General features: G+C 42.5%; 20 protein-coding genes. 9 read left to right on the top strand and 11 right to left on the bottom strand.

The window, feature by feature from the left end; translation table 11 throughout:
* The first annotated feature begins 156 nt into the window (after positions 1-156).
* The 3 genes from N0824_RS03260 (at position 157) to N0824_RS03240 (ending at position 5,575) form a co-directional block, all read left to right on the top strand.
* Complete coding sequence (locus tag N0824_RS03260; protein ID WP_233256341.1) at positions 157-573, top strand: hypothetical protein; 417 nt, start codon at positions 157-159, stop codon at positions 571-573.
* 728 nt (positions 574-1,301) lie between these two features.
* Positions 1,302-2,651 carry a UDP-N-acetylmuramoyl-L-alanine--D-glutamate ligase gene (gene murD / locus N0824_RS03250; protein ID WP_108935687.1) on the top strand — a complete coding sequence of 450 codons (1,350 nt, stop codon included), beginning with the start codon at positions 1,302-1,304 and terminating at the stop codon, positions 2,649-2,651.
* 275 nt (positions 2,652-2,926) lie between these two features.
* A complete protein-coding gene (locus tag N0824_RS03240; protein ID WP_108935686.1) occupies positions 2,927-5,575 on the top strand; it encodes a glycoside hydrolase family 10 protein in 2,649 nt (882 codons plus the stop codon).
* 168 nt (positions 5,576-5,743) lie between these two features.
* Here the strand turns inward: N0824_RS03240 and rpsU are convergent, their stop codons facing one another.
* The 6 genes from rpsU to sufB form a co-directional block, all read right to left on the bottom strand.
* Entirely contained in the window at positions 5,744-5,926 is a 183-nt protein-coding gene (gene rpsU, locus N0824_RS03235) for a 30S ribosomal protein S21 (protein ID WP_002738938.1), read from the bottom strand.
* Between the two features lie 172 nt (positions 5,927-6,098).
* Entirely contained in the window at positions 6,099-7,604 is a 1,506-nt protein-coding gene (locus N0824_RS03230; RefSeq protein ID WP_108935685.1) for an RluA family pseudouridine synthase, read from the bottom strand.
* A 34-nt stretch (positions 7,605-7,638) separates the two neighbouring features.
* Positions 7,639-8,901 carry a SufS family cysteine desulfurase gene (locus N0824_RS03225; protein ID WP_108935684.1) on the bottom strand — a complete coding sequence of 421 codons (1,263 nt, stop codon included), beginning with the start codon at positions 8,899-8,901 and terminating at the stop codon, positions 7,639-7,641.
* 55 nt (positions 8,902-8,956) lie between these two features.
* The gene (gene sufD / locus N0824_RS03220) at positions 8,957-10,282 is read right to left on the bottom strand and encodes a Fe-S cluster assembly protein SufD (protein WP_108935683.1); all 1,326 of its coding nucleotides are present in this window, start codon (positions 10,280-10,282) and stop codon (positions 8,957-8,959) included.
* A gap of 272 nt (positions 10,283-10,554) precedes the next feature.
* Positions 10,555-11,325 (bottom strand): Fe-S cluster assembly ATPase SufC, encoded by a 771-nt coding sequence (gene sufC / locus N0824_RS03215; protein WP_002795094.1) that lies wholly within the window; start codon positions 11,323-11,325, stop codon positions 10,555-10,557.
* 156 nt (positions 11,326-11,481) lie between these two features.
* A complete protein-coding gene (sufB, locus tag N0824_RS03210) occupies positions 11,482-12,924 on the bottom strand; it encodes a Fe-S cluster assembly protein SufB (RefSeq protein WP_002804340.1) in 1,443 nt (480 codons plus the stop codon).
* 223 nt (positions 12,925-13,147) lie between these two features.
* On the opposite strand from sufB, the gene sufR reads away from it, so the two are divergent.
* Positions 13,148-13,786 (top strand): iron-sulfur cluster biosynthesis transcriptional regulator SufR, encoded by a 639-nt coding sequence (gene sufR, locus N0824_RS03205; protein WP_012265479.1) that lies wholly within the window; start codon positions 13,148-13,150, stop codon positions 13,784-13,786.
* A 46-nt stretch (positions 13,787-13,832) separates the two neighbouring features.
* Here the strand turns inward: sufR and N0824_RS03200 are convergent, their stop codons facing one another.
* From N0824_RS03200 to purD, 3 genes are all read right to left on the bottom strand, one after another.
* Positions 13,833-15,389, bottom strand: a complete 1,557-nt coding sequence (locus N0824_RS03200) for a CPBP family intramembrane glutamic endopeptidase (protein ID WP_108935682.1) — start codon at positions 15,387-15,389, stop codon at positions 13,833-13,835.
* 295 nt (positions 15,390-15,684) lie between these two features.
* Complete coding sequence (locus N0824_RS03195; RefSeq protein ID WP_108935681.1) at positions 15,685-16,911, bottom strand: glycosyltransferase family 4 protein; 1,227 nt, start codon at positions 16,909-16,911, stop codon at positions 15,685-15,687.
* 208 nt (positions 16,912-17,119) lie between these two features.
* On the bottom strand, positions 17,120-18,385 hold the full coding sequence (purD, locus tag N0824_RS03190; protein ID WP_108935680.1) for a phosphoribosylamine--glycine ligase: 1,266 nt from the start codon (positions 18,383-18,385) through the stop codon (positions 17,120-17,122).
* Between the two features lie 449 nt (positions 18,386-18,834).
* Here purD and murF point away from each other — a divergent pair, with 449 nt between their 5' ends.
* The 5 genes from murF to nusB all read left to right on the top strand — a co-directional run bounded on the left by murF (position 18,835) and on the right by nusB (position 24,967).
* Positions 18,835-20,199, top strand: coding sequence for a UDP-N-acetylmuramoyl-tripeptide--D-alanyl-D-alanine ligase (gene murF / locus N0824_RS03185; RefSeq protein WP_108935679.1), 1,365 nt, complete (start codon positions 18,835-18,837; stop codon positions 20,197-20,199).
* Positions 20,200-20,206: 7 nt separating this feature from the next.
* A complete protein-coding gene (locus N0824_RS03180) occupies positions 20,207-21,157 on the top strand; it encodes a hypothetical protein (RefSeq protein ID WP_108935678.1) in 951 nt (316 codons plus the stop codon).
* A gap of 623 nt (positions 21,158-21,780) precedes the next feature.
* Positions 21,781-22,365, top strand: a complete 585-nt coding sequence (hemJ, locus tag N0824_RS03175; RefSeq protein ID WP_108935677.1) for a protoporphyrinogen oxidase HemJ — start codon at positions 21,781-21,783, stop codon at positions 22,363-22,365.
* Between the two features lie 347 nt (positions 22,366-22,712).
* Entirely contained in the window at positions 22,713-24,176 is a 1,464-nt protein-coding gene (locus N0824_RS03165; RefSeq protein ID WP_108935676.1) for a DNA phosphorothioation system restriction enzyme, read from the top strand.
* 137 nt (positions 24,177-24,313) lie between these two features.
* Entirely contained in the window at positions 24,314-24,967 is a 654-nt protein-coding gene (gene nusB / locus N0824_RS03160; protein WP_046660952.1) for a transcription antitermination factor NusB, read from the top strand.
* Between the two features lie 18 nt (positions 24,968-24,985).
* Here nusB and N0824_RS03155 read toward each other — a convergent pair whose 3' ends face one another.
* Both N0824_RS03155 and gloA read right to left on the bottom strand, forming a co-directional pair.
* Positions 24,986-25,459, bottom strand: coding sequence for a CYTH domain-containing protein (locus tag N0824_RS03155; RefSeq protein WP_108935675.1), 474 nt, complete (start codon positions 25,457-25,459; stop codon positions 24,986-24,988).
* 10 nt (positions 25,460-25,469) lie between these two features.
* Entirely contained in the window at positions 25,470-25,880 is a 411-nt protein-coding gene (gloA, locus tag N0824_RS03150; protein WP_108935674.1) for a lactoylglutathione lyase, read from the bottom strand.
* Between the last annotated feature and the right edge of the window lie 7 nt (positions 25,881-25,887).

Below are 25,887 nucleotides of genomic sequence, written 5' to 3'. Positions count from 1 at the left end.
CCCTGAGCGCATTAGCTTTTCGGTGGGATGCTTACAGGCAGCTGCTGATACATTTGTCATCATTTAAGAGTCACTGATAATTGCTGATTGTCGGTATTTCTGCAAATGTGAGATGCACCCTAGAGGATTTAAAAAAAACTCCTAGAAAATTTGGCAATGCTGAGTTGGTTAGCGATAACAATGATGAGTAATATAGGAAAAATTCCCCTTTTATGTGAAGATGAAAATCGTCTGGAACTGAAAACAATCAGCGGGAGAAAAATAACAGCAAAAGGGGTAAAACCTTACGCGAAAGTGCAGTGTAAATTTCAAGCAACGTGTATCTATGGGGTGGTAGAGCCGAAGACAGGAGAGCATTTATTTTACGAATTCACTCATTTAAACAGTCAATATTTTCAAAATATTTTTAGAATTTTTTCTGAATATTATGCTGATATTATAGCAATTCCCATAATTGTGAGGTACAGAGTCTTAGGTTTTGAGGAGTCAGGATTCAGGAGTCAGGATTCAGGATTCGGGATTCAGGATTCAGGATTCGGGATTCAGGAGTTAAGATTTTGGTGTACCTCATGAGATTGGGAAACGCTATATTTTAATAATACAGTTAGATAACGGCAGGTTTAATAAGGCAAAAAAGCTGAAAATACATGACAACATTATTCTCATGTTTCAGCCGCCACATTGCCCAGAATCTAATCCAATTGAATAGATTTGGCAATATCTAAAAAAAGGATTGAGATGGAAATTACCTAGGGACTTAGAGGAATTACGTTTGTTAATTGGCCAACGACTCGAATAAATGAACCAAGAGGTAATTGCTTCAATTGTTGGGTTATATCCTGGATGCTCTATCTGTAGTTGGCATTTAGAGAATTGGTATTAGGGTATTCTTACCAAGTTTCAGGGGATACCTCAGCAAAACAGGACAAGGTGAAAAAGTCTAGGAAGGGTTCCGACTTAATGCGCTCACAATTGTATGCTCATGCAATTGTGACTATTTGCGCGAATAAACCCTTTAAAACCGAGATTATCGCTAAAATCAAAAACTATTGGTTAAATTACAGAAATCACACCTATTTTACTCGAAACGAGAAAACCGGGCAAAAAATCGAAGTCAGCCAAGAGTTACCAAGTTTTAAGGCACTGGGAAAAGATGGGTTGTGTCGCTTGCTATTTTACGAGACTAGGCTCCTCTATCAACTTTTGACTAACAATTTAGTAAAGTGATAGCTATTACTCGACCTAATCCACAGTAGGATAGAGATTGCTAAAAATTGACCCTTGAGTAGAGTGGCAACAAGATGGCGAAAGCGGCGATTATTGGATTGGGAAGATCGGGAATAGCGGCGGCAAGATGCTTAAAACGGGATGGTTGGCAGGTGACATTAAGCGATCGCTCCGATTCTCCCAGTTTACAGGCAACCAAAACCAATCTGGAAAGCGAAGGAATTATTGTCAATCTTGGTCAAAATCTCAGTCTAGGGGCTTCGGACTTGCCCGATCTTATCGTGGTTAGCCCCGGCGTGCCTTGGGATGCCCCAATTTTAATTACTGCCAGAGAAAAAGGCATCGATACGATCGGAGAATTAGAATTAGCTTGGCGTTATCTGCAATCTTCCCCCTGGTTGGGTATTACGGGAACTAACGGCAAAACCACCACCACCGCCCTCTGTGCCGCTATTTTTCAAAAAGCGGGGTTAAATGCCCCTTCCTGCGGTAATATCGGCTATGCTGCCTGTGAATTGGCTTTAAAAGCCGATAAATACGATTGGATTATTGCAGAGATTAGTAGTTATCAGATCGAGTCTAGTCGGGATTTATCGCCGAAAATCGGCATCTGGACAACTTTTACCCCCGATCACCTCAGTCGTCATCAAACCCTGGAAAATTATTATCAGATTAAAGCCTCTTTACTGCAAAGAAGTGATCGCCAAATCCTCAATGGTGATGATCCCTATCTGCGTCAAATCGGTGTTAGTCAATGGCAACAAGCTTACTGGACTTCTGTTCAGGGTAAAGAGGGGCTTTTGGGCGATCCTAGTCGTGGTGTTTATCTGCAAGATAACTGGATCGTGGCTTTTGGGGAGTTAATTGCCCCGGTTAATCTCCTGAAAATGGTGGGTAGTCACAATCAGCAGAATTTGCTTATGGCTGTGGCCGCCGCTAGATTGGCAGGAATCGAGAAAAAAGCCATTACCGAAGCGATCGCCACTTTCCCCGGAGTTGCCCATCGCCTAGAGTATATTTGTACTTATAAAGGACTAGACTTTATTAATGATAGTAAAGCAACTAACTACGATGCCGCCGCAGTGGGCTTAAAATCTGTCCCTAGTCCGGCGATTTTAATCGCGGGGGGAGAAGCGAAAGCCGGGGATGATCGGGCTTGGATCGCTGAAATTAAGGCAAAAGTCGCCACTGTGCTGCTGATTGGTGACGCTGCCGCCGATTTTGCCCGTCGTTTACAGTCAGCAGGTTATCAAGATTATGAATGTGTAGAAACGATGGACAAGGCAGTTCAACGGGCAGCCGAACTAGGACTGGCAAAAGAGGCTAAAGTGGTGTTATTATCCCCCGCTTGCGCCAGTTTTGACCAATACCAAAGTTTTGAACATCGCGGCGATCATTTTCGGCAATTGTCTTTACAGTTGTAGGGGGATGGGGAATTATGAATTATGAATTATGAATTATGAATGGGGGAATGGGGAAGTGGGGGGATGGGGAATTATGAATTATGAATTATGAATTATGAATGGGGGAATGGGGGAATGGGGAAGTGGGGAATTTCAACTAAAACCCCAACACCCTAAAACCCCAACACCCGCGTTGCCGACGACTAAGACGCAATTTTTGTTCCCCAAGATACTCTTTTTTGGCTAAGTTGGGTAAGATCAGGAGGAGTTAACCAAAAAAATTAAGAGAAAAAAACGTGCTGGGATCGTTCTTCCGTCTTGATCATCTTTTTAACAAGCCCCTGATTACCTGCCTCTTGTCCTGTGTTGCTGTCTTACTACCGATCCCAGTTTTAGCGACACCAGTGGCAGTGTTAAAAAGTCAGGAAAATGCCAATCAATGGACAGCTATCACTGATCGTTTGCAAAATGTCGGGGTTAATTACTGCATTCTTCAGAGTAATCAGTGGCAAAGCGACGCGGATTTAAATAAAATTAAGGTTCTAATCATCCCCAACGTCGAGACTATTTCCGGTTTACAAGCTAGTGTCTTGAGTCGTTGGCTGAATCGCGGTGGTAAAATTATTGTCACCGGTCCGGCGGGAAATCTTTCGGAGCCTGCGGTGCGTGATCAATTGCGATCGCTATTTGGAGCTTACTGGGCCTATCCCCACTCCCAAGCTTACACCCTGCGGCCGACTAATTTAGGTGAACTGAAAAACCAAAAACCTTTAGCCAGCAGTCTCCTCGGTGGTGTGGTTATCCCCACGGGAGTTAATAGCCAAACCGTCGCCGTTTGGGGGACGCGCAATAATCCCCCCGCCGTTGTCCTCAATAATAACTCGATCTTTCTCGGTTGGCGCTGGGGCAGCGATGCCGTCGCTAATCTCGCCCTCGATAGCGCTTGGCTAGAAACCGCCCTGCAACGCTACGGCATTAATCGCAGTTCCCATAGCACAATTGCGCCCTATTGTCAAGGAAACTCAACAATAGTTAATAATATTATTAATCCACCAACGGCGATCTCGCGTAGCGAGCGCGTTGCGACCGCACCCCGTCGCCCTCTACCCCAGATTTCAGAAAATCCCCCCAGTGAAACGGCGAGATTAAGTCCGAATACCGAGGCAATTCCCCCCAGAGCGAGCCTAACTCCTCAACAAATTAGCCAAATGACGGCGGAATTGCAGGGATTAATCGGGCGTTATGGAGCGACTCTCTTAGCTTTAGAGGCCAGCAATAATAACACCTTAACTACTGATAAATCCCTAGCACAAGCATTTCATGAGCGGGCGAAAAACTCCCCCACCACAGATACCGCCAGACGATTCCGTTTAGCCCTAGAAAATGCCCAAGGAACCTTAAATAATTTTCAGAATTTAATCGCTCAGGGGGACTATACCCAAGCGCGGCAATTTTGGTTACAAGCGCGGCGAAATCTTTGGGATCATTATCCCACTAATCGACAATTTGCCCAACCAGAAATACGGGCAATGTGGTTAGATCGAGGCACGATCGTAGAAGCTAAAAACGAGAAGGATTTAGCTAAAGTATTTGATCGCATGGCGGCAGCGGGTATTAATGTGGTCTTTTTCGAGACAGTTAATGCTAGTTATACTATTTATCCCAGTCAAGTTGCCCCCGAACAAAACCCTTTAACTAGAGGTTGGGATCCCCTCAAAGTTGCCGTTAAATTAGCCCATGAACGCAATATGGAAATCCACGCTTGGGTGTGGGTTTTTGCGGCGGCTAATCAAGCTCATAATAAAGTATTAGAGCAACCATTAGATTATCTCGGTCCAGTTTTATCGCGTAATCCCGATTGGGGAGCAACTAATAAAAGTGGTGGTTTTTTTGATTACAGTCAAGGCACGAAAAAAGCCTTTTTTGATCCTGCTAATCCCGAAGTACAGAACTATCTTTTATCTCTTTACGAGGAGATTGTCAAGAATTACGATGTGGATGGCTTGCAGTTAGATTATATTCGTTATCCCTTCCAGAATCAAAATTCTAATCAAACCTATGGTTATGGTAAATCCAGCCGTTGGTTATTTAAACAAATGACGGGAGTTGATCCCATTACTTTAAATCCCCGGGGGGCTTTATGGGAACAATGGACTAGCTTTAAAATCCGTCAGGTTGATACTTTTGTCTCGCAGGTTTCTACTCGTTTAAAACAGATTCGTCCCCAATTAAAAATGTCGGCGGCGGTGTTTCCCTTAGAACAAAAAGAACGATTATATCGTATTCAACAAAACTGGGAAGAATGGGGAAGAAATCAATGGATAGACTTGATCTTTTTAATGACTTACGCTCTTGATACAGGTACTTTAGAAGAGAAAACCCAGTCTTTATTTGATCGCAAAATTGCAGGAAATGCTCTGATTGTACCCGGTATCCGTCTGTTAAAAGTACCCGATCAAGTCATGATCGATCAACTACAATTTATTCGCAATCTTCCCACTTCGGGATTCGCTCTTTTTGCCACAGAAAATCTCAATCCCAACTTGCAAACAATTCTTAATCGCATTCAGGGATCGATAATTACGAAAAAAGCTGAACCTTTACCTCACCGTCAACCCTTTAAAACGGCAGCGGTGCGGTTTAATTCTCTGCGTCAAGAGTGGAGTTTTTTAATAGTGAATAATCTATGGGCAATGGAGGAGCGAACCTTAAAAGCTTGGGGGCAAGAAGTGGACGAAATGGCTAATCTATTAGAACAATTAGCTACTAATCCCAGCCCTCGCAATTTGACTTTAACTCAAAATGCTTTAAAACGATTTAGCTATCAATTTAAATCTGTGATGTCCAGACAAAAAGACTTATCTGCCTATCAAATACAAGTCTGGGAAAATCGCCTCGCCACCCTACAAAGTCTCCTAAGTTATGGTCAAAGGGTTGAGTTTTAAGTAGTCGTGCAGAATTAATTTCCCAGTAGAGATAGGCACTCTGGCAAGAGACAGCTGAGGGCTGTTTTATCCCTACTCCCCTGGTCCCTAATCTGTTTCCCAGCCACCAAAACCCGATCAAAATAAAAGACAGCCAGAAGCCTTTATTCAGCTTCTGACTGGTGGAATTTAACGACGACGGGTTCTTTGTCGTCTTCGGGCTACTGCTTTACGCTTTCTCTTTTCTTGAGGGGTTTCAAAAAATTGATGCTTTTTGATATCCGCATAAATTCCCGCTTTCGCTACCTGTCGCTTAAAACGACGTAGGGCTGATTCGATCGCCTCGTTCTGACCAACTACCACTTGGGTCATTAACCTAATTCACCTCCTGTAATTGCTCTCTGCCTAAAAAATGCCAACTTCTCATTATAGCACAATCTAGCGTAAAAAGCGATCAAGGCGGCCTTTAATTAAGGAGAAATTTAACGGGAGTCCTCTTGCTCCATTTAGATAGCTAATTTGTTGCTGTTAGCAATTATAGCTCTCAAAAGGGAGTGGGAATGATGAGATCAAGTTTATTTTCGGTCTGAGGATGACGAAAAGATAATTGTTTAGCGTGCAGGTATAAACGGTCGGACTGCTTACCATTGTACAAAAAATCGCCTAAAATTCCTATCCCTAATCCCGCTTGACTATGAACGCGAATTTGATGGGTTCTTCCCGTGTAGGGAATAAATTCTAGCCGAGAATAATTGCCTTCTTTGCCGACAACTTTAAAATAGGTTTGACTAGCTTTTCCCCTTTGCCAATCCACAGTTTGATAGGGTCGATTTTGCGGATTTCCCCAGAGAGGTAGGTCAATTATACCTGATTCTCGCTCAATAATTTCTGATAATATAGCTTCGTAGATTTTCTCCACTTCTCGCCGTTGAAATTGTTGGGATAAACAACGATAAATATCTAAACTTTTAGCTAGTAATAATATACCAGAAGTTTCTCGGTCTAAACGATGAACTGGAATGAGATTTTTTCCCTGACGACGAAAACGATTGACCACAGCATCTTGACTATCTTGATAACGTCCTGCTACCGATAATAATCCCGCGGGTTTATTAATAGCAATTATTCCCTCGTCTTCGTAGATAATTTCTAGGGATGAACGTAAACCAGAGAGTAAAAAACCCATGAGAGGTTGACATCTTTCTTGACAAGCGCCATAAAATTCTCCCTGTTTTCTATCTCGATTCGATTCTCCCCACCAAAATTCGGCCATGGCGACAGGTTTTAATCCTTTCATGGCGGCATAATTTAATAATTTCGGGGCGCAACATTCCCCTGTTCCCGTCGGTAACAAATTACTGCCCATCAATTTAGCTAAGGAGAGAGATTGTCCAGAAAAGTTATTTAAACAGTAGGATTGATACAGCAATTCCTGTAACTGTTTGGAGAGATTTCTACGCTGTTGCTTAAGTTCAATAATTCTCTGATTGGCTACGTTTATTTTATCAATTAAGGGTTCTAAAACTTGTTTTTGTTCCTGTTTTAATTGCTTTCTTGCTCTTTTTTCCTGACGACTGAGATTATTTAAATTCTCTAATTCTTCTGGGTTTAAATCTCCTAAATTTCTTAATCTATTTCGTTCCTGTTTATGGTTTTGATGTTGTTGTTGTAAAGCTTGTATTTTGCGCTCAAAATTTGCTTGATTGAGTCGATATAAATTATGTTCTGGGATTGATTTTAAAGTGATAATTTCCTGTTTAATTGTTTCTAAAAGTTGCAAAACTCGCTTTTCTTCCAGCATAATTTTTTCTCTGCCCACTAGGGACGGAACCCAGCCAGCAGCTTCTCCCTGTCCAGAAAAAGCTTTTAAAATTTCTATTTCGCCAGCGGCATTTTCTCCTAACAAAATCCCATACATTTTACCTTGAGGATTGGTGATAGTTGTCATCAAATCTTGGGCGATTTTTTCAGCCAAAAGAGTGCGGGGCAAGCGCAATAACTCGCCCGTTTCGGGACAAATTCCTTGATAATAATAAGTAACTTCCTTCACTCTTTAAGAACAGGAAAAGGGGCCAGAGATACCCCTAAGAAAAACAATTGGCAAAGAAATCAATAGTTTCCTGTAAAGCGACAATAAAGCTATCAATTTCTTCGCGGGTATTATAAAAATATAGACTTGCCCGCGCGCTGCCGGAAGCATCAAAAAGGCGGTGTAGAGGTTGGGTACAGTGATGACCGGAACGAATAGCAATTCCTTCGTGGTCTAATAAAGTGGATAAATCACTAGCATGAATCCCTTCCACATTAAAGGCGGCTAAACTAGCCCGACCCTGGCCCGTTAAACTAGGTGATGGCCCGTAAATTCTTAAACCCTCAATTTCTCCTAATTTTTTGAACAAATAGGCGGTTAACTCTTCTTCGTAGGCATGAATATTATCCATTCCTAAACCCATTAAATATTCTACCGCAGCACCGAGGGCAATCGCTTCGCCAATAGCGGGGGTTCCGGCTTCAAATTTGTGGGGCAGTTCCGCACAGGTAAAATGGTCTAAATAGACTTCTGCAATCATTTCGCCACCACCAAAAAAGGGCGGCATTGCCTCTAAAATCGCCTCTTTGCCATACAAAAATCCAATACCGGTGGGGGCGCACATTTTATGACCACTAGCCACCAACCAATCACAATCTATGGACTGCACATCAATGGCTAAATGGGGGACACTTTGACAGGCATCAATTAATACTTTCGCACCGACTTGATGGGCAAGGCTGACTATTTCGGCAACGGGATTAATACAGCCTAATGTATTAGAAACATGAAGGACAGCAACTAATTTAGTTTTGTCAGATAACAAGGATTTATATTGTTCTAAATCAAAGCTTTCGTCGCTGGTTAACTGCACATATTTAATCACTGCCCCCGTCTTTTGGCAGACAATTTGCCAGGGGATTAAATTACTGTGGTGTTCCATCACCGAGAGAATAATTTCATCCCCTACTTTCAGGGTATTTAACGCCCAACTGTAGGCGACTAAATTAATCGCTTCCGTGGCGTTGCGAGTATAGACAATTTCCTGACGAGAAGCGGCATTAATAAACCTAGCCACCTTATCTCTGGCCCCTTCGTAGGCTTCCGTTGCCCGGACACTTAAAGTATGCGCCCCCCGATGCACATTGGCGTTATCTTTTTCGTAATAGTTTCGCAGGGTTTCTAATACTTGAATGGGTTTTTGGGAAGTGGCGGCACTATCGAGATAGATAAGGGGTTTATCGTGTACGGTTTGATGGAGGATAGGGAAATCGGCGCGGACTTTTTGGGCGAGGGTTTTTTCTTGGATAATTGTCATTTTAGTCAGGAGTCAGAGGGGTACTTTGGGCGGGTTGACACCCACCCCGGTAGAGTTATTCCACACTGCGACAGGCGACGCATTGCCCCAATCTTTGGCGGAGGGATTCTAGAGGAATTTTAGCTAAAATCTCGGCCGAGAAAGCATCAATTAACAAACTGCGGGCGGTGTCGGCACTTAAGCCCCGGCTTTGCAGATAGAATAAATCATCGGCTTCCAGTTGGCTAACGGTTGCCCCGTGGGAACATTTGACGTTATCGGCGGTAATTTGTAATTCCGGTTTGGTGTTGACTCGCGCCTTGTTAGAAATTAACAAATTCCGATTTAACTGGGAGGCGTTGGTTAATTGGGCAGGTTTGGGAACAAACACTTTACCATTAAAGATGGCGTGAGCGCTACCATCAACGATACATTTATGCAGTTGCTTGGTGATGCCGTGGGGATGGTTGAGATAGATGGCGCTGTGGGTATCGGCGGTTTGTTGTCCGGTAATCATGGCTAATCCGTGCAGATTTGTCTCGGTTTGTGCTCCTTTTTGCAGGACATCGAGGTTATGACGGCAGAGTTTAGCTCCTAGATTTATCTCGTTGAGAGTGTAACGGCTATCGCGCCCTTGTTCAATTATCGTGCGTCCGATGTGAAAACCATCTCCCGATTCCCGTTGTACTCTGGTATGGATGACCTCGGCGTTGGCTTCGAGGTAAATTTCCGTGACAGCATTGGTGAAATAAGAGTAATTTACAGGTAAATCGGAGCAATGTTCGGCTAAAGCTCCGTAATTCTCGATAATATTGACACTAGCTCCTGTTTCCGCCACGATTAGGCTATGGGGCTGATAAAAGCGGGGAATTTCCTCCACAACGGTGATAAATAGGAGATGTATCGGGGTTGTGACGACGGTGTTAGCGGTGACGTGAATTACTGCCCCATCGCTTAGTCCAGCTTGGTTGAGTGCGGTAAAAAATTCGGGGGTTTTTTCTTTCCCTAGATAGTTGACAAGAACATCTTTTTGTGCATTGGCGAGATTGCCGACGCTGACACCGGGGGGTAAAGCGGAAATATCGGACAATTCGGGCTGATAAATGCCGTTAACGAAGACTAGGTGGCTGTTTTTGGCTTCGGGCAGTAAAAAAACAGCTAGGGCATTTTTATCGATTGTAACGGTTTGGGGGGCGCGAAAATCGATCGCCCAGAGTTGACTTAAATCGGTGAATTGCCATTCTTCATCTTTTCTGCCAGGAATGGCTAATTCTTGAGCTTTACTGGCTCCCGATTCTCTTAATTCGAGAATTTTACCGTTATCGATAGTGGGAACCGTTTCTCGCGACAATTTTAACAATAATTCTCCTGATTGTTCAGGTTTCGTGATTATGGCTGTCATTGGTAAGAGGGGGTGGGGTTTGGGGTGTGGGAATTATGAATTATGAATTATGAATTATGAATTATGAATTGGGGAGAGGGTAGAGAGGAGAGGGGGAGAATAAGTAAAAATAATCTCCTGACTTGAAAGAGGGTGTGGGGTGTGGGGTGTGGGGTGTGGGGTGTGGGAATTATGAATTATGAATTATGAATTATGAATTGGGGAGAGGGTAGAGAGGAGAGGGGGAGAATAAGTAAAAATAATCTCCTGACTACTGATAACTGATAGCTAGATTATTTAACGGCTAATACTTGTTCGTCGAGGAAATCGTAGCCAGTTCTTTCTAATTCAAGAGCTAATTCTTTACCACCACTGGTGACAATGCGCCCATCGTACATAACATGAATAACATCGGGTTCAATGTAGTTGAGCAGACGCTGATAGTGAGTGATAAGTAAAAAAGCGTTATCGGGAGTAGCTAAGTGATTGACTCCCTGGGCAACAATTCGCAAAGCATCGATGTCTAAACCGGAGTCAATTTCATCGAGAATTCCTAAAGTAGGTTCTAATAAAGCCATTTGTAGGATTTCATTACGTTTTTTCTCACCACCGGAGAAACCTTCGTTTAAACTTCTGCCAAGAAAGCTAGGATTCATCTGGACAACTTCTAGTTTTTTCTCGACCAATTCCTCAAAGTCAAAACTATCTAATTCTTCCGAACCTAAATATTTTTGTCGGGCATTATAGGCAACGCGAAGAAAATCGAGGTTACTAACGCCGGGGATTTCTAAGGGATATTGGAAAGCGAGAAAGATACCCATAAGCGCTCGTTCATCGGGTTCTTTGTCTAAAAGGTTTTCGCCTTTATAAATTATTTCTCCCCCAGTTACTTCATAATCGGGATGTCCAGCGATTACTTTGGAAAAGGTGCTTTTTCCTGAGCCATTGCGCCCCATAATTGCGTGGGTTTCACCTGCTTTAATTTCGAGGTTAACTCCTTTAAGAATCTGGTTTCCGTCAATACTAGCGGTCAGATTTTTTACCGATAAAATTACTTCACTCATGAGATGTTTTTCTAGAACAAAAATATTAGTTTTGGTGGTTGACGGCGAATCATCAATTGATGGATAAATTGTCTTAGCTTTTGGTGGGTTACGGCTATCGCCTAACTTAGCTTTTGGTGGGTTACGGCTATCGCCTAACCCACCCTACTTTACTGATTATCCGACGGTTCCTTCTAGCTTGAGACTAAGGAGTTTATCAGCTTCGGCGGCGAATTCCATCGGTAATTTACTGAGGACATCCTTACAGAAACCACTGACTAACATAGAGACAGCATCCTCTTCGGAAATGCCCCGTTGTGCGAAGTAGAATAATTGGTCTTCACCGATTTTAGAAGTGGAAGCTTCGTGTTCTACCTTAGCACTGTTGTTATCCACCTGAATATAGGGAAAAGTGTTAGCTTCGGCATTATCTCCAATCAGCATAGAATCACACTGGGAGTAATTTCTTGCTCCCTTGGCTTTCGGTCCCATTTTCACTAACCCGCGATAGCTATTTTGGGAGTTACCCGCAGAAATTCCCTTAGAAATAATCGTACTCTTGGTGTTGCGGCCAATGTGAATCATTTTCGTACCTGTATCGGCCTGTTGTTTGTTATTAGTTAGGGCAATTGAGTAGAATTCCCCGACGGAATTATCGCCAACTAAGACACAACTGGGATACTTCCAAGTAATTGCTGAACCAGTTTCTACTTGCGTCCAAGAAATTTTAGAATTAACTCCTTTACACAGACCCCGTTTAGTGACGAAATTGTAAATACCTCCCTTACCATTGGCATCGCCAGCGTACCAATTTTGTACCGTCGAATATTTAATATCCGCATTATCGAGGGCGACTAATTCCACAACGGCGGCATGAAGTTGATTACTATCGTACATCGGAGCGGTGCAACCTTCTAAATAACTTACCGATGCCCCTTCTTCAGCGACAATTAAAGTTCTTTCAAATTGTCCCGTCTCACCGTTATTAATCCGAAAATAGGTGGACAATTCCATCGGACAGGCGACACCTTTGGGGATAAAAACAAAGGAACCATCGCTAAAAACAGCAGAATTAAGAGCGGCAAAATAATTATCACCCACGGGAACCACACTGCCGAGATATTTCTGTACTAATTCGGGATGTTCCTGTAAAGCTTCTGAAATAGAACAGAAAATAACCCCCTGTTCTGCTAGTTTTTCTTTAAAAGTTGTGGCGATAGAAACGCTGTCAAAGATAGCATCGACGGCCACGTTAGAAAGGCGTTTTTGTTCCGAAAGGGGAATGCCTAATTTTTCAAAGGTTTCGATTAAAGTGGGGTCAACTTCTTCAAGACTGTTGAGTTTTTCTTTTTTCTGTTTGGGTGCAGAGTAGTAGATAATATTTTGATAATCAATGGCAGGATAGGAAACGTGCGGCCAACTGGGTTCGGTCATCTTTTGCCATTGATGGTAGGCCCGGAGACGAAAATCGAGCATGAATTCCGGTTCCTTCTTTTTCGCCGAAATTAGGCGAATAATCTCCTCATTCAAACCGCGGGGGATGGTTTCCGATTCGATATCGGTGATGAAACCGTACTTGTAGGGTTGGTTAACGAGGTTTTTAACGGTGGTTGCACTCATGGGGGTTAGTGTTCTCTCTACGCGGTAGGCAGGGGAGGCAGTTAAACAACAATAAAGTTGTTTAAATTGATTATATAATAGATTAACAACAAAGCTGTTGTCAAAGTCAGGGAAAATTTGAGAGGATGCTGGTAAACCTCTGTTATTCAGGTTACTCTGGAAGGGTAGTTGGCCGCTCCTTGACCCTCAGCAATTGTACGCTAAAGCCTCTGTTTTTGGTATCATGACCACGACTCAACCCGCCTCGACTAAAGACGATATTCTGCAATATTTGCTCAAAAACGGTCAATCTACTGCCCAAGACTTGGCTGAGGAGTTAAGTATTAGTCCGCAAGCGACGCGCCGCCATCTTAAGGATTTGGAGGAGGAAGGACTGATAGAATATTTTGCCGTACAAAATAAGATAGGACGGCCCCAGCACATTTATCGTCTCAGTCGTCAAGGTCGTGGCCGTTTTCCCCATAATTACGATAATTTCGCTGTTTCTTTCCTCAATACTCTCGTGGAGACGGTGGGAGAGCAACAGGTGGGGGAAATTCTCAAAAAACAGTGGCAACGCAAAGCGGCAGAATATCAATTGCGCCTCGGCAAGGGGTCTTTAGGGGAAAGAATGAGAAAATTGCTGGAAATTCGCCAAGAGGAGGGTTATATGGCAGAATTAGTGGCACTGGAAGCAGAAAATAGTTATGTCCTAGCCGAGCATCATTGCGCTATTGCTGAGGTGGCTGGTTCCTATCCCAGTATCTGTGGCCATGAATTAGAAATGTTTGCCATGCTGCTTCCCGATTGTACGATCGAACGGACTCACTGGATCAATCAAGGTGAGCAACGATGTGGTTATCTAATTAAGTGCAAGGGTTGAAAGGGGGAGATTAGTTATCTCTAGACTAAGAGACTTTTGACCTCACCTAACCCGCACCGCTGCCCAATAAAAATAAACTTAACAGGGTGCCACCATTCCAGAGACTATGAACCAACATCGAGGATAATAAATTTTTCGAGCGGGTGTAAACAAAGCCAAGAACACAACCTAGGACGGTTAAAGGCAGCACTTCTGACAAATTTTGGTGAGCAAGGGCGAAAATCAAACTACTAAGCGCAATCGCACCCCAGACGGGTAGATAACGAGTCAAAGAAGCTAGTAAAAAGCCGCGAAAGACAATTTCCTCGAAAAAAGGAGCGGCAAGGGAAGCAGTAAAGGCAAAACAGAGCAAAGCGAAGGTATTCTGGGATTCTAGGGCTAAAGTCAGCAGCGGGTTACTACCCCCCTGTCCTTGCCAAATTAGTTGATTGAGCAAAGAAACGATAATAACCAGGGGTAAAGCGACGAAATAGCCAGCTAACCCCCAGAGAAGCCAAGGACTAAAGAGGTTAAAACGAAACCAATCGGGAGGTAAAGGGCGAAAAGGCTTAATAGCTAGGTATAAAACCGATAAACTGCTCAATGTTAAGGCTAAATAACTAACTACAACGTATATTGCTTTAGCTTCTAGACTGAATTTTTCGGGATTGAGACTCAAGAAACTCGATAAAATCCCGAAAACTACCGGTAAAACAATTTGTCCGACGAAAAAGAAACCGATAATTATTCCCCACCAGAGGGTTTCTCCTCCCCACTTAGTTTGCCAAGCGAGACTATCATCTAAAAAGAGCAGCGATTGCCGTTTGCGGAGCAGCCACTGCACTAATAAAAAGACCAACAGCACAACACCGATTAAACCGCCGATAAGAGGCAAAAAAGCCAATAAAATTAGTTTAATTAAGGCATTAGCCGCCACTTCACTCTGTTCTTCCTCTAAAGCGAGTAAATCCTCTTGACGATTTTCGAGACTATATAATTTTTCCAGAATGGTATAACGAAACCATCCTTGAAAATTGCGCTCGATTCTCGCTTCAGCATCGGGGGCAATTTGGGGGGGTTCACTGTACAATCCCTCTAACAGCAGCGCATTTTTTAAAACAGCAGGTTTATAGTTCTCAAATTCTGATTTTTCCTTGATGTTTTGCCAGATTTGCCTTGCCGCATCCAAGTCACCTTGACTAGCTTGAATGAGACTTAATTTCAGTTCTAAATCCTTTAGGGAATTGATTTCCTGCTCAAGGGATTTTTTTTGTTCGGGATTAACTGCTGATTTTTCTAGTTCGGTGATTGTTTTTTTGGCACTTTTCTGCGCTGATAAATACTGTTCCTCGGCAGTGATATAAGGCTCTTCACCGATCAGGGAAGTTTGAATTAATTTAAGATTAGCAAATTCTTCGCTATCAGGGTCAGCATCGCTGCTGAGAGTCGTAGCTTGTAGGTTGAGATTGGTTTGATACAGTTGAATATTCGATTGGATTTGGGGTTGATTAACGCTAGAAATCAAAGCTGTAAACACTGGAGTTAAAGCAATAATTGTTAAGACAAAAGTGATCACTTGTTTGAGACTTTGCCAGGGGATTTTTTTTGAAAAATTATCGAACATGAAAATAGTTAAGTGGGAGTGAGAGGTTAGCTGATGGGGTGATAGGTATTAGGGTTTTAGGGTGTTGGGGTTTTAGGGTTTTAGGGTTTTAGTTGAATTCCCCCATTCCCCCATTCCCCCATTCCCTAATTAATTTTTCAGGGTTCAAAAACGGCAAAAATAAGGATTAAATGGCATAAAGTCTGTAAATAGACCATTTAACTGATTATTACTCCTTCTTAATTCTCCTGACTACTGACTACTGACTACTGACTCCTAACCCTAACAACAATTTTTGATTTTTACGAGAGGTCTATTAACTAACTACTTGAGAAAAAAGATTTTCGTATTGATCCAAAGTCTTTTCAAAGGCATAATTTTCTTCCGCGTATTCTCGTCCTTTTTCTCCTAGTATAGTTGCTAAATCTGGGTTTTTGTATAGTTTTAAAATAGCTGTAGCTAATGCCTCCGGATCTTCGGGATTAACCACCAAACCACCACCACTACGCTCGATCGCCCTAGCAGCGGTTCCATCGCCTGGAACAGAAGCAATAATAGCACGACCACTAGCTAATAATACCTGAATTTTGGACGGCATATTAAAGGAAATAACGTTATGTTTTTGCATCACCATACCCACATCAGCAGCGGCTAACATTTCTGGTAATTTTTCCCGGGGTTGAAAGGGTAATAAAAGCACATTACTTGCCCCCTGTTGTTGGCGATAATTTTCTAGGCGATCAAGGGCCTCTTTTTTACCAACAATTACCACTTTAATCTCAGGAATATTAACTAAGTGAACTGCGGCATCGATCAGAGTTTCTAAGGGTTGAGTTAGGGCAATATTGCCAGAATATAAAACAACAAACTTGCCCTCAAGATGATTTTCTTGGCGGAAATAATTATGGGTTTTCGGCAAAGGTTTAATAAAGCTGACATCTACCCAATTAGGAATCTCAATAATTTTCTGACTCGGCACATTTTTAGTGAGGAGATTTTTGGTAAAACCATCGGCAATAACCGAGATTTTGCTGGCAGTTTTGTAGGCAAATTTTTCGAGACTACTAAAAACCTTAATCATTTTCTGATTAGTTAATAATCCCACATGAACTGCCGCATCGGGCAGAATATCCTGTAAGTTTAGAATAATCGGCACCCCATATAATTTACTCAATAAAGCGGCGGGAACGCAAACGGGTAATCCGGGGACAGTTAAGAAAATTAGATCGGGTTTTTCGCCTTTGAGAGCCTGAAAGAAACTCAAAAAAACAAAGCTCAACTCAAAGAAAATTCGATTTTTTAGACTTCTTTGGGGGCGGGCCCAAACGTAGGAACGTTGAATTTTAACACCATTTCGTTCTTCTTCCAGATAGATTTTTCCTCGGTATTCGGGATCGATTTCACTATTAGGATACCAAGGAAAAGCCGTCAAAACCCTGACTTGATGACCTCTTTTAACCAATCCCTCCGCCAGTTCTGTCATCAGGGGAGCGATGCCGATCGGTTCTGGATAATAGTTATAAGAATAGAGCAAAATTCGCATAGGGATGGTAATTTGGTTAGGCGATTCAGTTTCATGATTTTATCAATAGTTACTGGTTTTTTGACAAATCAGATTTGCTTTTGTCAGGGATTACCATAGAAAGAGGTGAGGATTCGGTCAGAGAGGCGGAAAAAAGGGGAAATTGGCTAATAAATTAATCCTCAAAACCCCTAACTATTCCCCCTTACCCCCGCCTCAATACTGACCCTTATTTTTCGCGTACCCGGTGGCCGATATCGCGACGATAATAGATGCCCTCAAAGTGTATCCTTTTCACCGATTGATAGGCAAGTTCGATCGCCTGATTAAAATTGGCTCCCATAGCCGTGACACCCAAAACCCGGCCGCCATCGGTGAAGATATCGCCGTGTTTTAAAACCGTGCCGGCGTGGAAAACGATCGCTCCCTCGGTTTCAGCGGCCTTAATTCCCGTGATTAACTGGCCTTTTTCGTAGTGGTCGGGATAACCGGCAGACGCAGCCACCACACAAACAGCACTACCGGACCGCCATTGTAAAGAGGGGAAATCAGTTAATTTTTGTTGAGCGCAAGCCAGCAGTAGGGGTGCCAGGGGAGTTTCCAGTAGGGGTAAAACCGCTTGGGTTTCGGGATCGCCAAAACGACAGTTAAATTCGAGAACTTTTGGCTCTCCGGCGGGGGAAATCATTAAACCCGCGTAGAGGACTCCCCGATAGTCAATGCCGCGTTTTTGCAGGGTGGCGACGATGGGGGCGAGGATGTCTCTGTCCACCGCTTCGATCATGGCGGCGGTGGCGATGGGTGCGGGGGCATAAACTCCCATACCGCCGGTATTTTTGCCGGTATCGCCCTCACCGATGCGCTTGTGATCTTGGGCGGGTAGCAGGGAACGAAAGCTGATCCCATCGGTGAGGGTGAGGATAGACACTTCTTCCCCCTCTAGGAATTCCTCCACCACGACTTTAGTAAAGCCACTGGTAAAAAGATCATCGATCGCTTCTAGGGCTGTATCTACGGTTTCGGCGACAATTACCCCTTTTCCTGCGGCTAATCCGTCGGCTTTCACCACGATGGGCGCTCCTTGCTCTCGGATATAAGTTTTTGCTAATTCTGCATCGGTAAAGGTTTCCGAGGCGGCGGTGATCACTCCGGCTTCGCTCATTAATTCTTTGGCCCAGGATTTGCTCGATTCAATTAGGGCCCCAGTTTGTGTGGGGCCAAAAACCGTTATTTCTTGGGACAGAAGATAATCGGTAATGCCGAGGGAGAGGGGATATTCTGGACCGACAACCACCAAATCGACGCTATTTTCCCGGGCAAAGCGACTAATTTCGGCAAAATCCTCCATTGTTATCGGGATATTTTCACATTGAGGTAAAATTGCCGTTCCCCCATTACCCGGAATGCAGAACACTTGTTCAACTTCGGGTGATTGCAGCAGTTTCCAAGCCAGGGCGTGTTCTCGACCACCACTGCCGATAACGATAATTTTCACGGATAAACGCAGCCTAAATGACGATGGCTTAATTATCCCCCAGTTCCGGGGTGCCATTGGCTAGAAGTTGAGATTACTTAACTTTTTAATCCCCGCTCCCCACCTGTTGAGCAAAACCCTTGCCCTAGTCCTACGGAGGTGATCAGATAACTGCTGTAAAGGAGTCAATTGTGATTAGATAGTAGATGCTCCCTTCTTAGGCTGTCCCTATTTTGGGTCATTCTACGCCATCGAGTTGGCTCTCTCGGACATTGGCTGAAAAATATTCACAATATTAGATTATGGGCGCAAGCAGTTCGATAAACTCACTGACCACGTTGCGTCCTTACATGGCACCAGATCTGATTGAGAGAGCCAAGAAAAATCGATTTTATCTGATCTAAGTCCCCCTTAACCCTCAATCTATCTTCTAGATTATTCGGAATTTACTCTAAGTATTTTTATTGTCTATGCCCTGTCATTTATCCCTCAATCAACTAGCTCAATTATTATCCTTTCAAGATAAAGCTGACATAAGTTTTAGTCCCGATAGGTTAGTATCTGGCATTAATACTGATAGCCGTAGTATTGAGTCAGGACAAGCATTTTTAGCCTTAAAAGGTGATAATTTTAATGGTCATGATTTTATCGATATGGCTATCGAAAGAGGAGCGGCGACCTTGATTGTCGATCAGCCAGTTTCGGTAAATTCCTCTAGTAATATTCCTGTATTCCTAGTCCAGAATACCCTAGAAACCTATCAGCAATTAGGCCATTGGTGGCGGAATCAATTTACTATACCCGTGATTGCTATTACGGGATCGGTGGGGAAAACCACGACTAAAGAATTAATCGCCTCCGTATTAGCAACCCGGGGAAAGGTACACAAAACCCTGGCTAATTATAACAATGAGATCGGAGTGCCGAAAACTCTCCTCGAACTGGACGAAACTCACGATAGTGCCGTAATCGAGATGGGAATGCGGGGACGGGGAGAAATTGCCCTGCTCGCTCAAATCGCCCAACCGACGATCGCAGTGATTACTAATGTGGGAACCGCTCACATCGGTCGTTTAGGGTCGGAAAAGGCGATCGCAGAAGCGAAATGCGAGTTATTGGCCGAGTCTCCTTCTGGTAGTATAGCTGTTCTTAACTACGATCACCCTTTACTTACTGAAACAGCTAAACGGGTATGGCAGGGGGAAACAATTACCTATGGCTTCTCTGGCGGCGATATAGTCGGGGAATTACTGGATTTAACTACTTTACGAGTCAATGGACTAGATTTTAACTTACCTTTATCTGGTCGTCATCATGCTTTAAATTTTATGGCGGCCTTGGCTGTAGCGAAAATTTTAGGCATCGATTGGACTTCTTTGCAAGAGGGAATTAAGGTTAATTTACCCAGTGGTCGGGCCAAACGTTACCAATTAGAGCCAGATATCCTACTCCTCGATGAAACCTATAACGCAGGTCTAGAATCAATGTTAGCAGCCTTGGATTTACTGAAAGCTACCCCCGGTCAGCGTCATATTGCTGTTTTAGGCACGATGAAGGAGTTAGGGTCTTTTTCGGAGCAATTACATCGCCAAGTGGGTGAGAGGGTGCAAAAATTAGGCATAGATCGCTTGTTTGTCTTGGTGGATGACCCAGAAGCTAAGTTTATTGCTGAGTCCGCTACTGGGGTCGCTTGTGAATGTTTTCAAACTCACGCAGATTTAATTAATCGTTTAAAGGAAGTGATCGCTTCTGGCGATCGCATTTTGTGCAAGGCTTCCCATTCCGTCGGTTTAAATCGGGTGGTGGAGGAGTTAATCAGTGATATTGGGAGCTAGGGAATAGGTGTTAGAGAATAGAGCATTTTTAAGCAAGAATAGCCGATTAAAAACTTTTTTTTCGGTGATTTTAGCCCTAGTTTTCTTTTTTTCGGCCGTGCAAGTCTCTTTTGCTCAACAATCGAGACGACTGGAGACTTATCTTCCGGATATCAGTGGTTTAGCTTGGGTGGAAGCGGATATTTTTCTAGGGGTTCACGATGCCAAAAATAGGGGCAAAAATAGTGATCCATCTCAAGCAAGGCTGAGTCTTTTACAGCTACCTACGCAGGAAAAACCGCTATTATGGCAGGTTTTAAGGGTAGATTGGCCAAATCCAGAGGGATTGAGTAACGATCTCGAAAGTATTACTCATATCCCAGAAACTAATTTATTTTTGTTGGCTGAAAGTGGCGAGAAAAAACCTTTTCAAAGACTATTTTTAGCAGCATACAACCAGCAAAAAGTCAAGATAGTTGAGCAAATAAATTGGCCGATCCCGGTGGAAAATGTCGAGGCGATCGCTGTTAGTCGGCAAGGCGATCGTTATCTATTTATCTACGCAGAACGGGCCGATAGTCAAGAGAGTACAAAGATTCGCTGGACGGATATCTCGTTCAATCCCTTAAAATTCGGGGAATTTCAGTCGGTAACTTTTCGGAGTCCTTTTGGTAGTGGTAAAAATATTCGCCCCATCTCCGATTTAGCCGTAGATAAGCAAGGTAATATCTACATAGCTTCCGCTGACGATCCAGATAATGCGGGAGTGTTTAGAAGTGCTGTTTACCGTATTGGTCAAGTTACAGCCGATAATAGCCTAATTCTTGCCCCTAATCCCCAAAAAATTGCAGAAATCGACGGCTCCAAAGTGGAAGCGGTGACTACCAGAGAATCTCCTAGAGGTGAAGTAGAAGTCTTTATCGGTACAGATGACGAGAATTATGGCGGTTTTCTGCGACCTTTGCTCTTAGATAATTAGCTATCGGTCGTCAGTATTCTCCGAGTAAGGAGTCGGTCGTCAGGAGATTATTTTTATTTATTCTTCCCACTTCATAATTCATAATTCATACTTTGTGCTTTTTGTCAAAAAAACTTTTTTTTTGCAATAAAACTACACAAAAAAAAGATCATCGTTGGGGGTGAAATTGACTCATTTACCTGTCTTGATTAGGATCACCTTCTAGGTGTGGCAAGGGTTTCAACCGTTGCTGCCCAAAAAAGCACAGAAAAACCCATTATGAAATTCAGTAAAATCGCTGTAACTAGCATAACATCGTTGTTAAATAAAAATCTTTCTCAATTAATTCTTAAGAATTTGTAAATATTGCTGAATGTTAATTTAAATATTCTCAAGTTTGTGGAGTTAATCAATAGTTTTTGCTTATCTTTGTCCAACATTGGGTTAGGAGTCAGTATTCAGGAGCTAGGGTTGTCCACTCCCCACTACCCCACTACCCCACTTCATAATTCATAATTCATAATTCATAATTCCCACTCCCCCCAATCCCTATTTTCCGTCTAAACTTTTGTATAGGGATAGTCTGGGAAAGTATGGATAACTCTTAGACTAATTAATTCGGGACTCACATCACAATATAGACTATGGCTTACTATTGGTTTAAAGCATTTCACCTGATTGGGGTAGTTGTTTGGTTTGCGGGACTATTTTATTTAGTACGTTTGTTTGTCTATCATGCGGAGGCAGCAACACAAACCGAACCCGCACAAGCTATTCTGAAAGCGCAATACGAGATCATGGAGAAGCGACTCTACAATATCATTACCACACCTGGGATGATTGTCACCGTGGCCATGGCGATCGGTTTAATCTCCACAGAACCAGAAATTTTAAAATCGGGATGGTTACATATTAAATTATCCTTTGTGGCTCTTTTACTGCTCTATCATTTCTACTGTGGTCGCATCATGAAGAAGCTAGAAAAAGGGGAATGTAATTGGACGGGACAGCAATTTCGGGCCTTAAATGAAGCACCAACCCTGTTATTGGTAGTTATTGTCCTTTTGGCTGTATTTAAGAATCAATTACCCCTCGATTTGACCACTTGGTTAATTGTAGCTTTAGTGGTATTAATGGCAGTGACAATCCAACTTTATGCTAAAAAACGTCGCCAAGATCAAGAAAAACTTCGGCAAAATACTCTCCAAAAAGAAGAAGTAGCGACCTAGTAAATTATCCTAATCCTTGCCTAGGTTTCTAGGATAACAGTTAAGAGTGGTTTGATAGCTGTGGGATGGTCTTTTTAGTCCATCCCAATTATATAGGGAGCAACCTTTAGCTTTTAGATTTTTGGCTTTTTGCTACTTTTGAGCTTATACAAAAACTATTTTTAATAGTGTGATGAACTGCCAAGCTATGGATTGTTTCTCCCACTTCCCACTTCCCACCATCCTATACCTTTTAAACAGGATTTAGTATAAACCTCTTGCGAACAGGAAACGCTATAAATAAAAACAATCTCCTGACTACTGACTCCTAACCCTAACAACAATTTTTTATTTTTACAAGAGGTCCTATGAATAGTTGCTGGATAGATTGGGAAAAAATAACTAGGGATTTTCTGGGTTCCCGCAAAATCAAGCAAGTTGCTGAATTGCGAGGATTCTATCGAGTTAATCCCTCTGGTATTCCTAGGATTCCTCCCAATTTAGAATTGAGAGACTACCAAAATACAGCGATTATCAGTTGGTTTCGTAATCGGGGACGAGGAACTTTAAAAATGGCCACCGGCAGCGGTAAAACTATTACTGCTTTAGCTATTGCCATGGAACTTTACGAAGCGATAGAACTGCAAGTATTATTAGTAATTTGTCCCTATCGTCACCTAGTCAATCAATGGCAACGAGAAGCGGAAAAATTTAATCTTAAACCGATTTTAGCCTACGAAAGTGTCCATACATGGCAAAGTCAACTATCCACAGAATTATATAATGTGCAAGCGGGTAATCAAAAATTTGTCACTATTTTAACTACTAACTCAACTTTTATTAGCGAGGGTTTTCAATCACAAATAAAATTTTTTCCCGATAAAACTTTAATCGTTGGTGATGAAGCCCATAATTTAGGTTCCCCCCGATTAGAAGAATTATTACCCCGTTCTTTAGGTCTAAGATTGGCTTTATCCGCCACTCCTGAAAGATATTTTGATGAGGAAGGAACCGACGCTATTCTTGATTATTTTGGGCAAATTCTACAGCCAGAATTTACCCTAGCCGATGCTATTAGTAAAGGTGCTTTAGTCAATTATTTTTATTATCCAGTCTTGGTTGAATTAACCGATAATGAGGCTTTATTATATGCAAAATTGACCCAGAAAATTGGCTGGATTTTACAGAAAAACAGTAATTTAAATAGCAATGAAAACTTAACAGCTTTGTTAATGCAAAGATCGCGATTAATCGGTTCAGCAAGTAATAAATTACAGGCTTTACAACAACTGATGCAACAGCGTTTAGATACGGATCATACTTTATTTTATTGTGGGGATGGTTATGTAGAAAATTATACGGCTAATTATCGTCGTCAGGTAGAGGCAGTTACTCATTTATTGGGCAATCAATTAGGTTATCGAGTTGCTACCTACACCGCAGAAACTTCTCTAGAAGAACGAGAAAAAATTCGCCAACAATTTGAGGAGGGTTATCTGCAAGGATTAGTGGCAATTAGATGTTTAGATGAGGGAGTAGATCTACCATCAATTCAAAACGCAGTCATTCTGGCTAGTAGTGGTAATCCTCGACAATTTATTCAGCGTCGCGGGCGAATATTGCGCCCCCATCCTGATAAAAAACAGGCCACTTTATTTGATATGATCGTTATGCCACCTACCTTAGATCGAGAAACTTGGGAAGTAGAAAGGAATTTATTACGCAAGGAATTAAAACGCTTTCTAGAGTTTGCTCAATTAGCTATTAATGCTCAAGAAGCTGAGACTAAATTAAGGGAGATTCAAGATAGATATGGTCTTTTGTCTAATTAAAACTTGAAAAATTAAATCTTGGCAGCTTTTATGCTAGAATAGAAGTTAGTCAAAAATTGATCGCCGAGAAAAATTAACCCAACCAGATAGCGATCGATAAAGTTGTATAATTTTCTTTCCTCTACTTCTAAACTTCTATGCCTCCCCGTCAACAACCCCGTCGCATTGCTCGAGAACTTGCCCTTTTGAGTTTAAGTCAGATTAAAGGTAATCCTGAAAACCTGGAACAGCAAACTTTAAACGATTTAATTTTAGTCGCAGTTAGAACCTTAACCGTCGAAATTCAAGAAACCTTAGAAACTGCCGCTGCTGAAATTAGTCGTGGTAATGAACGGATTCTCGCTAGTGATACTAAGGCAACAAATATAAAAAGCGCTCAAACTATGGTAAAAGAAGCGATTTCTCTTACCCACAATGCCATTAATCGTTTGGGAACCGTGATAGATTTTCCCGAAATTGTCCAGTTATCTAGTCAGTACGAAGTGCGGGAATATGCCCTAGAATTAATCGGTACAGTCTATCGTCGTCGTGCGGAAATCGAACAGGAATTAACCGGTGCTTTAGTGGATTGGCAACTACATCGTTTACCAAGAATCGATCGGGATATCCTGCAAATTGCCGTGGCAGAAATGCTCTATCTCGATATACCTCAAAAAGTAGCAATTAATGAAGCGATCGAATTAGCCAAACGTTATTCTGATGATGAAGGTTATCGTTTTATTAATGGCGTTCTCCGACGGGTAACGAATAAGCTAAACGAAGCAGAAAAAGCCGTATCTACCCAGAGTTAAACTGGGAGGAAATTCATACTACAATGACCACATTTTATAGGGAAATTTCTGTAAATTGCTATTGTAGTATCGCGCATCTCCCGTGACTTCTTCGCCGATCCAATCGGGAATAGTAATGACTTGATCCTCTTGTTCCAACTCAATTTCAGCCATAATCAGTCCTTGATTATCTCCCAAAAATTCATCAACTTCCCAAGTTAAATTATCCAAAGAAATGCGATGACGAATCTTTTCAATTAAAGGTTTTTTACAGAGGTTTTCTAACATGAGAGCCGCATCTTCTAGGGGAATTACATACTCGAATTCCTGACGACTAATGCCCTCAGTCTTGCCTTTAATGGTTAAATAACCCCGATCTCCAACTACACGAACCCGCACGGTTGTCAATCCATCTTGGGTAGGAATATATCCCTGACGATACAACTTGCCCGCAGCCAGCGATCGCCAGTGATCCCCTTTAACCAGAAACTTCCGTTCAATTTCAACAGTCATAGGTTTTTGATTAAGCCGTAACCACGGCAGCCCCGTGGGTTCCTAGTTGAATTAACTCGATCTTGTAGCCATTAGGATCTTCCACGAAAGCAATCACCGTAGAACCGTGTTTCATCGGGCCTGGTTCCCTAGTGACATTGCCACCAAGAGCTTTAATTTTCTCACAGGTGCTATAGATATCATCCACGCCTAGGGCAATATGACCGTAAGCATTACCGACCTCATAGCGATCGACTCCCCAATTATAAGTCAGTTCGATGACAGCATGATTAGCCTCATCGCCATAACCGACGAAAGCGAGGGTAAATTGACCATTGGGATAGTCTTTCTGGCGCAATAACTTCATTCCTAGCACATCGCAGTAAAATTGTAGAGATTCCTGCAAGTTATTGACCCGGAGCATGGTGTGTAAGAGACGCATGATTATT

Source organism: Microcystis sp. 0824 (genome assembly GCF_003112475.1).
Classification (GTDB): Bacteria; Cyanobacteriota; Cyanobacteriia; order Cyanobacteriales; family Microcystaceae; genus Microcystis; species Microcystis aeruginosa_C.
The sequence above is the reverse complement of the archived record's forward strand: the minus strand, read 5'-3'. Positions and strand labels throughout refer to the sequence as shown.

Coding starts and splice junctions, on each gene's coding strand:
- N0824_RS03260 (WP_233256341.1), top strand. CDS start 157: ATGCTGAGTTGGTTAGCGATAACAATGATGAGTAATATAGGAAAAATT.
- murD (WP_108935687.1), top strand. CDS start 1,302: ATGGCGAAAGCGGCGATTATTGGATTGGGAAGATCGGGAATAGCGGCG.
- rpsU (WP_002738938.1), bottom strand. CDS start 5,926: ATGACCCAAGTGGTAGTTGGTCAGAACGAGGCGATCGAATCAGCCCTA.
- N0824_RS03225 (WP_108935684.1), bottom strand. CDS start 8,901: ATGACAATTATCCAAGAAAAAACCCTCGCCCAAAAAGTCCGCGCCGAT.
- sufD (WP_108935683.1), bottom strand. CDS start 10,282: ATGACAGCCATAATCACGAAACCTGAACAATCAGGAGAATTATTGTTA.
- sufC (WP_002795094.1), bottom strand. CDS start 11,325: ATGAGTGAAGTAATTTTATCGGTAAAAAATCTGACCGCTAGTATTGAC.
- sufB (WP_002804340.1), bottom strand. CDS start 12,924: ATGAGTGCAACCACCGTTAAAAACCTCGTTAACCAACCCTACAAGTAC.
- sufR (WP_012265479.1), top strand. CDS start 13,148: ATGACCACGACTCAACCCGCCTCGACTAAAGACGATATTCTGCAATAT.
- N0824_RS03200 (WP_108935682.1), bottom strand. CDS start 15,389: ATGTTCGATAATTTTTCAAAAAAAATCCCCTGGCAAAGTCTCAAACAA.
- N0824_RS03195 (WP_108935681.1), bottom strand. CDS start 16,911: ATGCGAATTTTGCTCTATTCTTATAACTATTATCCAGAACCGATCGGC.
- murF (WP_108935679.1), top strand. CDS start 18,835: ATGCCCTGTCATTTATCCCTCAATCAACTAGCTCAATTATTATCCTTT.
- hemJ (WP_108935677.1), top strand. CDS start 21,781: ATGGCTTACTATTGGTTTAAAGCATTTCACCTGATTGGGGTAGTTGTT.
- N0824_RS03165 (WP_108935676.1), top strand. CDS start 22,713: ATGAATAGTTGCTGGATAGATTGGGAAAAAATAACTAGGGATTTTCTG.
- nusB (WP_046660952.1), top strand. CDS start 24,314: ATGCCTCCCCGTCAACAACCCCGTCGCATTGCTCGAGAACTTGCCCTT.
- N0824_RS03155 (WP_108935675.1), bottom strand. CDS start 25,459: ATGACTGTTGAAATTGAACGGAAGTTTCTGGTTAAAGGGGATCACTGG.
- gloA (WP_108935674.1), bottom strand. CDS start 25,880: ATGCGTCTCTTACACACCATGCTCCGGGTCAATAACTTGCAGGAATCT.